This window comes from Anaeromicrobium sediminis (assembly GCF_002270055.1).
Classification (GTDB): domain Bacteria; phylum Bacillota; class Clostridia; order Peptostreptococcales; family Thermotaleaceae; genus Anaeromicrobium; species Anaeromicrobium sediminis.
On record NZ_NIBG01000016.1, the window covers coordinates 68,162 to 80,675 of the forward strand.

Below are 12,514 nucleotides of genomic sequence, written 5' to 3' on the forward strand. Positions count from 1 at the left end.
AAGGAAAAAAAGGAGGCAGTAAAATGAAAAAAATATTATCAGCTTTAATGATTACAGCAGTATTAATGACAGGGAATGTATTTGCAGATACACCAGAGGTAATGCCAATATCTGCACCTATTGAGAAAGAAGTTTCAAAAGAAGAACCTATTCCTACTTTATATGAAGAAGTAAAGGCAGAAGATAAAGTTAAAATGGTTAAATTTGAAGCAAATGCTCAAGAAATTGATGGGGTAATGATGGTTCCTTTAAGAAGTACATTAGAGAAAGCTGGATACACATTAAAATGGCATGAAGACACTCATTCAGTAGATATTTCAAAAGGTAACCAATGGACAAATATAAAGATAGGAAAAAATCTTTATTTCTTCAATAGAGTGGCTCCATTTCAATTAAGTAAAGAGCCAGTAATAATTGATGGAAGAACTTTAGTTCCTGCTGAGTTCTTTAATGCCATATTGAACTTAGGATTAGAAATTATAGATGGAAAATTAATTATAAGCGATGAAATGGTAGCTGTACATAGAGGATATGTTCAAGAAATTAAAAATGATGAAAATGGAAATATGAGTATAACTATTTCATCTCAAGAAGTTCCAAAAGATGAATTTGATAAAAAAATTATCCATTTATCAAGTGATAATACTTATGTAAATACGAAGGTAGAAAAAGGTTTATTTGTTAACGTTATAACACCACCAATAATGACTATGAGCATCCCAGCTCAAACATCTGGGGTTATTGTATACTAAAGTTAAGAGCCAATAAAAGGGTTCTGCTTTTGAATCAAATTAAAACTTACTTGTTGACACCCAAATTTAAAAAGAATTTAATAATGTAAAGAAACCTCCTTGTGTAGTGATTCTACGAGAAATCACTACACAAGGAGGTTTTTATTTATTATAACTCCCAATTATTACAATTGTCGATTCTTTGTGACAATAGTCAAAAAGTGTTGATTAAAGGTACTAGAATAGTTAAAATTTTAATAAACAAATAGGTTGATTTATTACTACTATTATATATTGTCCAATTATTATGTGTGTAATATAGTTTCAACATTATTTTAACAAATATGATGAAAGTGTGGGGATATTAGATTGAAACTTAAGGATATTTACAAACCAATCAACCCAAAAATTAATAAAATGGAAGATGAACTAAATAATTTAGTTAATGATGCGGGTATCCCTTCTGTTAGTAAGTTATACGGGTATTTTTTCCAAAATTCAGGAAAGCATCTTCGTCCTGCTTTAGTGTTTCTATCAGCAGGCGCTGTGAAAAAACAACAAACAAATGAAGAAAATCATCTCATACAATTAGGATTTGCACTAGAACTATTACACAGTGCAAGTTTAGTACATGATGACATTATAGATGAGGATATGACTCGACGTGGTCAAAAGACCCTAAATAACATGTTTGGTAACAAAATAGCAGTGTTAGCTGGAGATACGTTATTTTCTCATGCATATTCAATAACTTCAAATTTATTTCCTAGGGAATATTCACAAGTTGTAGCAGACCTTAGCTTTAAAATGTGTGTTGCGGAAATTGAGCAGGCGAAAGGAAACATTAACCGTGAAAAATATTTTAATATTATAGAAGGGAAAACGGCTTTATTTACGAGTGTTTGTTGCAAATTAGGAGCTATCTTAGCGGGTGGTACGAAAAGTGAAATAAAGAGTTTGGAAAGTTTCGGATTGAACTTTGGAATGGCATATCAAATAAAGGATGATTTTGTGGATGGTGATCCTAATGCCCTAAAATATGTTACCATGGATGACGCTAGGGCCTTTTCATCAAAGGCAAAGAAAGCCATTGCTGGATTAGATGATTCTGTATATAAACAAAATTTATGTGAACTAATGGACTATATGATGAATGTTTAATAAATGACCTAATATTTTAATATTAGGTCATTTAGTTCTTTGGATTGGAGGCTCATATTTTGAAATATAAGGAAAAAAAGATTAAATTAGATAATCCACTTTCATTTTGGAATTATTTTAAAAATGAAGAACGTTTTTTATTTTATAATCCATTGAAAAAAGAGTATATTCTTGGTGCGAAACGTTTAAAAACTTTTTCAATGAAAGAAAATTTAAAGGATTATTTATATACTTTTTCATCAATGAGATTCTTTGATTCAATTAAAGATGAAAAGTGGGCAGGCTTTGGAAATGAAACCATTGCATTTGAATATTACCTTGTTGAAAAAGATGGACAGCAGACTCTTTATTACTTGAAAGATTTTATTGAAATAGAAAATAGAGAAGTGAAAATTTGTAAACATTCTTATAAATATGCAACAGAGGATGAACAAGATTGGAAGGAATTATTTTCTGTTGCAAATAACTCAATATCAAGAAAAGAAGTAAATAAAGTTGTCATTTCAAGAGAAATTAAAATAGAATGCGATAGGGTAGTAAATGTAGACAGCCTATTGGAAAATCTTTTGAAAAAGAATCCAAATAGTTTTGTGTTTTCCTATTTCAAAGAAGGAAAAACATTTTTAGGTGCAACACCAGAGATTTTGGTTCAGAAAGAAAAAGATAATATTTTGAGTTATGCTTTAGCAGGTACTATTGAACGAAGGGAAAAAAATGATGAATTACAAAAAACAAGGTTGTTAAATGATCCTAAAAATCGCTATGAGCATGAAATTGTGATTGATTCCATAGTTAATGTTGTGAAAAAATTCACGGAAGAAACTATTGTAGATGAAACCACAACTTTGACACTTAAAAATGTACATCATTTATATACACCTATTTATACAAAGGATAAGAGTAGTACATTATTAGAATGGGTAAGGCGACTACATCCTACACCTGCAGTAGGTGGAAATCCTGCAAATAAAGCATTAGAACTAATTAAAAGGCATGAAAAACATGAAAGAGGACTGTATGGTGCTCCAATTGGCATCATGGACCAAAATGGAGACGGTGTTTTTGTAGTAGGGATACGATCTGCACTCATTGAACAAAATACGGTTTATGCATATGCAGGCTGTGGCATAGTTGATGAATCAGATTATGAAATTGAATATATTGAAACTAAAAACAAATTAAGAACCATTATTGAAAGTTTATAGTGAAGTGGTGAAATGAATGAAAAATTATATGGCAGCATTAGTTGATGAATTACATGAATTAGGTGTGCGTGAAGTTGTAATTAGCCCAGGTTCACGATCCACACCACTATCCTTATTATTTTGTGAACACGATTTTAAAATTTTTATGAATATAGATGAGCGTTCGGCTGGTTTTTTTGCACTTGGTATTGCCAAAGAATATGAAAGACCTGTTGTATTAGTTTGTACATCAGGTTCTGCAGTTGCAAACTATTTCCCTGCAATTGCTGAAGCAAAATATTCACGAGTACCATTAATTGTTTTAACAGCTGATAGACCACATGAATTGCGTTATGTTGGATCACCGCAGGCAATTGATCAAAATAAAATATTTAATAGTTATACAAAATATTATGAAGAATTAGCACTACCCGAAGATAAAGAAAATATGTATCCCTATGTACGAGCTGTTATGCAAAAGGCATATGGAAGTGCCATGTCAAAGGGATACGGTGTATCTCATATTAACATACCAATTCGTGAACCTTTAATTCCTGATTTAAACAATGTAGATTTTACCATTGGACGTGAAGAAAATAAGTTTGAACATCTAGAGGGAGAAGCTAATTTTTCTATTGACGATTCAATTTTCAAAAATAAGAATGGACTAATCATTTGTGGTGGAGATGCCTATTCAAACTATCATGAAGAGGTATTGGCATTAGGAGAACGATTAAAAGCCCCTATAGTAGCAGATCCAATTTCCAATTTACGAAATTACTCAAAAGAGATAATCATGGATAGTTATGATGGATTTCTAAAAAATGATGTTATAAAAAAAGAATTAAAGCCTCAATATATTATTCATTTTGGACAAGTTCCTGTATCAAAACGATTACAGCAATTTTTGTCTATCCATAAAGATGTTTTATATATACAAGTGGACGAAACATTTGAATATCGCAATCCATCTCTTTCTACGAAAAAATATATTGTTTCATCACCAAGATTGTTTGCTAAGTCTATCCGCATAGAAAATGGTAACAGAGCGTATTTAGACAAATGGTTAAACTATCAAAACCAAATGCGTAGACAATTAGATGGTGTAATAGATGAAATGAACCTGTTTGAAGGCAAGTTGATTCAAATGATACAAAATATGTTGCCAATGGAAAGTCGCCTAGTTGTTTCAAATAGTATGTCGATTCGTCATGTGGATTACTTTTTTCAATCACTAGATCAAAAGATTAAAGTATTTTGTAATAGAGGTGCAAATGGAATAGATGGTATTGTTTCAACTGCACTAGGTGTATCCACATCAAATAAACCAACGGTTCTAGCAACAGGTGATTTATCATTTTACCATGATTTAAGTGGATTGCTAATTGGAAAAACACACAATTTAAATTTAGTTATCGTGTTATTGAATAATGATGGTGGAGGAATATTTAGGCATTTACCACAGAGTAAAGAGAGGCATTTTGACTATCTATTCTTAACACAACATGGTATGAATTTTGAAGGTACAAAAACTTTGTATGGTTTAACATACTATGAAGCTAAGGATTATAATTCATTTGAAAATATTTTTAATGAAGCAATATCTTTAGAGGGAGTTAAGTTAATTGAAGTTAAAATTGATTCCCAGTTAAGTAAAGAGTTACATGATAAATATACAACATTATAGGGTGATATGATGTTTATTGAAATTGAAAATATAAGATATTATGTTCAGATAAAGGGTGAAGGAAAACCAATTATTTGTTTACATGGTTTTTCTGAAAATATAAGTACATGGAAATTTCTTCAATTAGAGGGTTATAAATTGATACTTATAGATCTTATAGGACATGGGAAAAGTGATAAACCATTTTCCAGTAAATATTATACTTTGAAAGTAATAATAAAGCATTTAAACAAGCTAATTCATCAATTAGGTTTTAAAAAATATTCCATGTTAGGTTATTCTATGGGTGGGCGAATTGCATTAGCATACGCACTAACTTATTCAAATGAAATAGACAAGCTCATTTTAGAAAGTGCATCCTATGGTGAGTGTGGATTTATAAATCGCCTAAAACGACGAAGAAATGATGGGAAAATTGCAAAAATGATACGACAAAATGGAATAGGGTGGTTTGACGAATATTGGGGGAACTTGAGCATTTTCAAGTCACAAAGAAAATTATCAAAGGATATTATTGATGGTATAAGAAAAAGACGTTTAATGAATGAAGTTCATGGACTTTCAAATACATTACTATGTACAGGACAAGGAAAATTTCCATGTTTAAAAAATCAAATTGCTAATTTATCTATGCCTGTACTATACATTAGTGGAGAATACGATGAAAAATACAAAGCAATAGGCAAGAATTTTGAAAAACTTAATGATAATGTAAAGCATAAAACAATAAAGGGGGTTGGGCATAATACCCATATTGAACAGCCTAATTCCTTTATTGAAGTTGTAAATAAATTTTTAGAAGGAGTGACAATATGAATAATTTTTCTTGGAAAGAATTAAACCGTAATTATGAAGATATTATTTATGAAACATATGATGGAATTGCAAAGATTACAATTAATCGCCCTCAAGTACGTAATGCATTTCGCCCTAGAACAATCATGGAATTAATTGAGGCTTTTACAATTGCGCGTGAAGATGATCAAATAGGGGTTATTGTTTTAACAGGTGCAAATCATGGACAAGGTCAGGATAAAGAAGCATTTTGTTCTGGTGGAGATCAAAGTGTACGTGGACATGGAGGATATGTGGGAGATGATCAAATTCCACGTTTGAATGTTTTAGATTTACAACGTTTAATCCGTTTTATCCCAAAACCAGTTATAGCCATGGTCAATGGATATGCAATTGGTGGTGGACATGTACTCCATATAGTATGTGATTTAACAATTGCCTCTGAAAATGCTAAATTCGGACAAACGGGACCAAAGGTTGGTTCTTTTGATGCTGGATATGGTGCTGGATATTTAGCACGTATTATTGGTCATAAAAAAGCACGTGAAATTTGGTATTTATGTCGTCAATATACTGCAAAGGAAGCACTAGATATGGGTCTAGTAAACACAGTGGTTCCATTTGAACAATTAGAAGAAGAAACAGTAAAATGGGCAAAAGAAATCCTACAACATTCACCAACTGCCCTACGTTTCTTAAAAGCATCATTCAATGCAGACACAGATGGATTAGCTGGATTACAGCAATTAGCTGGAGATGCTACATTGTTATTTTACACAACAGAGGAAGCAAAAGAAGGACGAGATGCATTTAAAGAAAAAAGAAATCCTAATTTTAAACAATTCCCAAAGTATCCATAAAAAGGTGATAAAATGAATTGGCTTAAAAAGCATAGTTTTGAAAACCCAAATAAAAAATTTATTAATGATCTAACATTTAGAGAAGTTTATGAGGGTGTAATAGATTTGGCTAAAAAACTATCTTCCTATGTAAAAGGGGAGAGAAGAGTGGCCATTTACTCAAACAACTCAGTTCATATGGCAATGTTTTTTTTCGCACTTCAGTATTTGGAAAAAGAGGTGTTCATGCTCAATACTCATCTGACAGATGAAGAGATAAGAAAGCAATTGAAAAAACTAGACATTCAAATTGTATTTTCTTATAACAACAAATTTATATCATTTGACCAAGTGTATGAAAGTGAAAAGGAAGATATAGAATTAATAGAAAAATTTGATGAAGAAAAAATTGCTGTTATTATGAACACAAGTGCAACTTCAGGTGAATTTAAATCGGTTCCAATTAGGTGGAAACAGTTATATTCTCATGTAAAAGCATCACAAAAAAGTCTGGGGGTAACAGATGAAGATAATTGGCTTGTGGTACTGCCCATGTATCATATTGGTGGATTAATGATATTAATTCGGAGTCTATACAATGGGACCAGGATTACTATAGTAGAAAAATTCATAGAAGAAGAAGTGATACAAGAAATTGAAAACAATAAAATCAACCTATTATCCATTGTGCCAACCATGTTAAATAGAATTGTTCACCGAATTGAGAAACACAATTTACGTGTAGTGTTGGTAGGTGGTGAATTTATTCCTAAAGCACTGGTTGAAAGAAGCATAATAAAAAATATTCCCATATATAAAACCTATGGAATGACAGAAACAACAAGCCAGTCTACAACTTTTTCCGTAGTAGATTATCCAGATAAAATTCATTCAGCAGGATTACCCCTTGAAAAAGTAGAAATTCAGATTAAAAACCCAAATGAAAAGGGCATAGGTGAAGTTTTAATTAAAAGTCCTATGCTAATGGATGGATATATTGGAAAAGAAAATATTTCTGGTTATTTCAATACGGAAGATATAGGTTATGTGGGTGAGGATGGATTTTTATATATACTTGATCGTCGAAAAAATATAATTATATCTGGTGGGGAAAATATTTATCCAAAGGAAATTGAAAATGTTCTATATTGCCACCCAAAAATAAAGGAATGTGCAGTTGTTGGTAAAAAAGATGAAAGATGGGGACAAGTTCCTGTATTATACGTGGTTTCTACATTAGATGAAGATACAATAGTAAGCTATCTTTCAACTAGACTAGGAAAATATAAACTTCCAAAGGAAATTATTTATATGGATGAACTTCCTAAAAATATGGTAGGTAAAATATTAAAAAAGAACTTACAAGAGGTGGTTTAAATGAGAATTGAAAGAATAGAACTTTTTCATATTAAAATACCTCTGAATTTCACATTTAAAACATCACAAGCTACCCTAAAGCATAGGGAGACAATTATAATTAAAGGAACTGATGAACTTGGAAATACTGGCTATGGTGAGGTAGTTGCATTTAATGAACCATTTTATACAAATGAAACACTGATAGATTCTAAGGATATATTGATAAATTGCTATATTCCAAAGTTGATTAATAAAGAAATTGAACATCCATTTCATATACACAAATGGATGGATCTATCCTATCCAATGGCACTTGCAGGTTTAGAAAATACTCTAGTAGATTTATATGCTAGGAGAAATAAAAAGTCCATTATGGATGTGGTGTTTAATGAAGAAACAAAAGATCACATATATGGAGGAATTGTATTAGGAGATTTGCATATTCCAAGTCTTATTGAACAAATTCATCTTTATAAAAAAGAAGGGTATACCCGATTTAAGATAAAGATTAAACCAGAGGACGGATTTATAAAGTTAAAGGCTATAAGAGAACAATATCCTAATATTCAATTATTGGTAGATGCAAATAAAAGTTATAAGATTGAACAAATTAAATTGTTGAAAAAACTAGATTCATTGAACTTACTTTGTATAGAAGAACCCCTGGATTCAGGGGATTTTCTAGAATATGAAAAACTTCAAAAAGAGATGAAAACACCCATATGTTTGGATGAAAGTATTCAAACAATGGATGATTTGAAAAGGGCAATTAAGCTAAATGCTTTCAAAGTAGTGAATCTAAAAGTGGGTCGTGTTGGTGGCATCTATTATGCAAAGGAAATGATCCAATTATGTAGAGAAAATCATATTAAATACTGGATAGGAAGTATGGTTGAAAGTGGCATTTCTAAAATACTACATGTTCATTTAGGAAGTTTAAAAGATACATGTATGCCAGGAGATTTATCATCTTCAAAGCGTTACTTTAAAAAAGATGTAATTAAACCAGAAATCATAACTAAAAATGGAATGATTAAAATACCAAAAGGCCATGGTTTAGGTGTAGAAATTGATGAAGATATATTAAAAAATTATACAATTGATTATATTAAAATAAGCGGTGAACAATATGAATTTAATTAAAGGTTTAAATATTGAATATATTCGTGTATATGATAATGACCTTGAAGCTAAAATGAATTTAACAGATTTTCATGATCAAACATTCGGTTATTTGCATGGAGGTGCAACTATTGCATTTGGAGAAACTATTGCTGGATATGCTTCAAATGAAAAAATAGACAAAGGTCAAATAGCAGTAGGACAAACTATTACTGCTAATCATATGAAACCAAAAAAAATAGAAGGCTATATTATGGCAAAAGGGAGACTTTTGCATAAGGGAAGAACATGTCATGTTTGGCGTATTGAAATGTTTGATGAAAATAATATTTTAATTTCATATATAACAGTTACAAATTCTATTATTAAGTCTAATAAAGACTAGTTATGAGTGTAAGTGGTTAAGTGAGTAGAGGTGAGAAAATGACTTTAAAGTCAATATTAAAGCTTATGGATATAAAAACTCTTGTTGCAGGAGTTGTTCCTGTAATTTTAGGTTCAATCTATTCATATTATGCATTTGGACAAATAAATTTAATTTACTTTATATTATTATCAATTTCCATGATATTAATACAAAGTGCAACTAACATGATAAATGATTATTTTGATTTTAAACGAGGAGCAGATTGTAAAGAGAGAGGGCATGAGAAAGCTCTAGTAAGTGGTGAAATTACTCCTAAACAAGTTTTGCTTATTATATTCCTATATGAATTTATTGCTCTTAATATAGGGATTTTTATTGGGAGGCAAACAAGTTACTATATTATGCTTGTAGGTTTGATTGGAAGTATTATTTCAATTTTATATGCTTCTGGACCTTTACCTATTTCCTATACACCAATAGGTGAAATTATATCGGGAATAACCATGGGGATTGGTATAACAACAACAGTCATTTATATTCAGTCTGGTGTATTTAATGTAAATACAGTATTAGTAGCTATTCCTACATCCCTTTTTATTGGAACCATATTACTATCTAATAATTTGAGTGATATGAAAGAGGATAGAGAAGCAGGAAGAAGGACATTACCCATACTGATAGGAAATAAGAATGCTGAAAAATTATGGGTTTTTAATGTAATAATGCTCCTTGTATCCACATGCGTTTTAATGTTAATTGGAATTTATCCCATAGTTGTATTAGTAGCGGTTATTTTATTATTTCCTTATAGGTCAATTTCCAACTTTTTATCCTATGATAAGAGTATTCATACAAAGGGAAGAACAATGGGACTTATAGGTAAGGTTGGATTAAAATATCACTTAGCTGTGGTTACTGGATTATTAGTATCAATAATGTTTAAGGTAGGGATCTGATAATATGGCAAAAAAGCAAATGAATAAAGAAGAAAAAGTATATGAAACCTTTCAGACAATTTCCAAAGACTATGACAAATTAAATGATATCATTAGCTTTAATATGCATAAGAGATGGAAGAGAGATACTATAAAGGAGTTGGATGTAGTAGAAAATTCCAAGATGTTAGATGTATGTTGTGGTACAGGAGATTTTAGCCTTATGTTATCTTTAGAAAGGGATAAAAAAATAAGGGTTACTGGACTGGATTTCTCAGAGAATATGATATCTGTTGCAAGAGAGAAAAAGGAAAAACTTAAATTAGACAATGTTGAGTTTGTACATGGAAATGCCATGGAGTTGCCCTTTAAAGATAATACTTTTGATCATATAACTATAGGGTTCGGATTAAGAAATACGCCTGATTATGAGCAGGTTATTGGTGAAATGATGCGTGTTATAAGGCCAGGTGGGAAAGTGGCTTGTCTAGATACATCACATCCTACTCTGCCCATATATAAACAATTATATTGGTTTTACTTTAAGCATATTATGCCAAGAATAGGCCAATTATTTTCAAAGCACAGAAAAGAGTATCAGTGGCTAAATGATTCTACTGAAAAGTTTTTAAGTAAAAAAGAATTAAAAGATCTATTTTTAAAAGTAGGTCTTACAAATGTAAAAGTAAAATCATATGCAGGGGGTTCTTCGGCTTTACATATAGGAGTAAAGCCTGAATAAAGAATGTTTGTATAAAGAAGTAGGTGAATAATATGACAGACCATGAAGAAAAAGGTATAGACCATTTAATAGAACTACGTAAACGATTTATAAGAGTTTTACTCTTTTTTGTTATTATATTAATTGGTGCTTTTACTTTCGTTCCTGAAATTCTTGATTTTATAAAATTAACAGCTAGTGCAGTAGATGTAGACTTAAATGTATTTAACATTACAGATCCTCTACTACTACATCTTAAAGTGGCATCACTTGTTGCCTTTATTGCTTCTTTTCCATATCTAATCATAGAACTATGGTTATTTATTAGACCCGGTTTAACAAAAAACGAAAGAAGATTTGTGTATAAATATATTCCAATGATTTTTATTCTTTTTACTTTAGGAATAGGATTTGCTTATTTCGTTCTTGTTCCATATTATATTATGTTTTCTCAACAACTTGCAGGAAACACTGATTTAAATATTGTTATGGGAGCTAATAAATATATTGATTTTTTAAGTAAAATGTTATTATATTTTGGACTTATTTTTCAATTTCCTGTGTTAGTTTTTATTCTTTCATATATTGGGATCGTAAGTTCAGGATTATTAACTGTTATTCGTAAATATGCTTATTTTGCCTTATTAATTACTTCTGCATTCATTACACCACCAGATCCAGTGTCAATGGGAATTGCTTTAGTTCCCTTAGCATTTCTTTATGAAATTAGTATATTGTTATGTAAATTAAATGAGAGAAAAAGAAGAAAGAAACTAAAAACTAGCTAATTATTTAGCTAGTTTTTAGTTTCTTTAATCTATTATTTATAAATGTATTGAAATATTCATCATCAGATTTTTTAATTAACTCATTTAGTGTTAATGCTTTGTTGTACCATATTTTAAATTCCGCTTCCTTTTTTAATCGATAGTATAATTCACTTTTTAAAAAATATAATTCTCTCAAATAATTATAGGTATTGTTTGTTTTACAGTAATCAATAGCATAGTCAAGATATTCAAAGGACTCATTTAAATTTGATGTATCAAGACAAGCTGAAATTAAAAACATATAAAAGGCAGGGAAGATAACTCGAGTATGAAGAAATTTAATAGTATCCATATATTTTTTTATATTAATTAGGTGGTTATAAGCTTCTTCTTTTTGGTTATTTAATAAAAGAAAGGAACCGTAAATAAACATTAGTATAAATTCTATATCAGTAGGAGTACTTCCTTTAGTATAAGTGAGAGCTAATATATTTTTAACTTGATCCATTCCACATTCATAATTTTTATTTAGTATGGTAGTACTAAGACATTTAAATGTTTTGATGATCTGCATATCATGAATTGAATTTATACAAAGTTCTTTTTCTTCTTCTTCTATTAACGTATAGATACCCCTATAATCACGTCTTTCAATACAAAGAAATATTTGATCTAATAATTCCTTAATATGCAAAGATGTAGGGGATTCAATTGCTCTAAACAAATATTCTGAGGTAACGCCTAATTTAGTTGTTAGTTGTCTTAATATAACTGAAGTAGGACAACGATCTCCATTTTCTATACGAGTAATATATGAGACTGAACATATACCATCTGCAAGTT

General features: G+C 30.3%; 13 protein-coding genes. 12 read left to right on the forward strand and 1 reads right to left on the reverse strand.

Translation table 11 applies throughout. From position 1 onward, the window contains the following. Positions 1–23 precede the first annotated feature (23 nt). The 12 genes from CCE28_RS15750 (at position 24) to tatC (ending at position 11,689) form a co-directional block, all read left to right on the forward strand. Positions 24–752, forward strand: coding sequence for a copper amine oxidase N-terminal domain-containing protein (locus CCE28_RS15750; protein ID WP_095134691.1), 729 nt, complete (start codon positions 24–26; stop codon positions 750–752). Between the two features lie 348 nt (positions 753–1,100). Next, positions 1,101–1,892: a polyprenyl synthetase family protein gene (locus CCE28_RS15755; RefSeq protein ID WP_242972996.1), complete on the forward strand. Its 792-nt coding sequence runs from the start codon at positions 1,101–1,103 to the stop codon at positions 1,890–1,892. A gap of 59 nt (positions 1,893–1,951) precedes the next feature. Then, positions 1,952–3,097, forward strand: coding sequence for an isochorismate synthase (locus CCE28_RS15760; protein WP_095134692.1), 1,146 nt, complete (start codon positions 1,952–1,954; stop codon positions 3,095–3,097). 28 nt (positions 3,098–3,125) lie between these two features. Beyond that, on the forward strand, positions 3,126–4,763 hold the full coding sequence (gene menD, locus CCE28_RS15765) for a 2-succinyl-5-enolpyruvyl-6-hydroxy-3-cyclohexene-1-carboxylic-acid synthase (RefSeq protein ID WP_330396873.1): 1,638 nt from the start codon (positions 3,126–3,128) through the stop codon (positions 4,761–4,763). A gap of 9 nt (positions 4,764–4,772) precedes the next feature. Next, complete coding sequence (gene menH / locus CCE28_RS15770) at positions 4,773–5,579, forward strand: 2-succinyl-6-hydroxy-2,4-cyclohexadiene-1-carboxylate synthase (RefSeq protein ID WP_095134694.1); 807 nt, start codon at positions 4,773–4,775, stop codon at positions 5,577–5,579. Further along, on the forward strand, positions 5,576–6,418 hold the full coding sequence (gene menB / locus CCE28_RS15775; RefSeq protein ID WP_095134695.1) for a 1,4-dihydroxy-2-naphthoyl-CoA synthase: 843 nt from the start codon (positions 5,576–5,578) through the stop codon (positions 6,416–6,418). Before menH ends, menB begins: the two co-directional genes overlap by 4 nt. Positions 6,419–6,430: 12 nt before the next feature. Then, complete coding sequence (gene menE / locus CCE28_RS15780; RefSeq protein ID WP_095134696.1) at positions 6,431–7,774, forward strand: o-succinylbenzoate--CoA ligase; 1,344 nt, start codon at positions 6,431–6,433, stop codon at positions 7,772–7,774. After that, on the forward strand, positions 7,775–8,899 hold the full coding sequence (gene menC / locus CCE28_RS15785) for an o-succinylbenzoate synthase (RefSeq protein ID WP_095134697.1): 1,125 nt from the start codon (positions 7,775–7,777) through the stop codon (positions 8,897–8,899). Next, a complete protein-coding gene (locus CCE28_RS15790; RefSeq protein WP_095134698.1) occupies positions 8,886–9,263 on the forward strand; it encodes a PaaI family thioesterase in 378 nt (125 codons plus the stop codon). The genes menC and CCE28_RS15790 overlap by 14 nt, the downstream gene beginning before the upstream one ends. 38 nt (positions 9,264–9,301) lie before the next feature. Further along, a complete protein-coding gene (locus tag CCE28_RS15795) occupies positions 9,302–10,201 on the forward strand; it encodes a prenyltransferase (protein ID WP_095134699.1) in 900 nt (299 codons plus the stop codon). 4 nt (positions 10,202–10,205) lie between these two features. After that, entirely contained in the window at positions 10,206–10,922 is a 717-nt protein-coding gene (locus CCE28_RS15800) for a demethylmenaquinone methyltransferase (RefSeq protein ID WP_095134700.1), read from the forward strand. A gap of 32 nt (positions 10,923–10,954) precedes the next feature. Next, positions 10,955–11,689, forward strand: coding sequence for a twin-arginine translocase subunit TatC (tatC, locus tag CCE28_RS15805; RefSeq protein WP_095134701.1), 735 nt, complete (start codon positions 10,955–10,957; stop codon positions 11,687–11,689). Positions 11,690–11,693: 4 nt separating this feature from the next. On the opposite strand, the gene CCE28_RS15810 is transcribed toward tatC, so the two are convergent. Next, the coding region (locus tag CCE28_RS15810) for a helix-turn-helix domain-containing protein (protein WP_141228378.1) at positions 11,694–12,514 on the reverse strand (821 nt) is incomplete at its 5' end.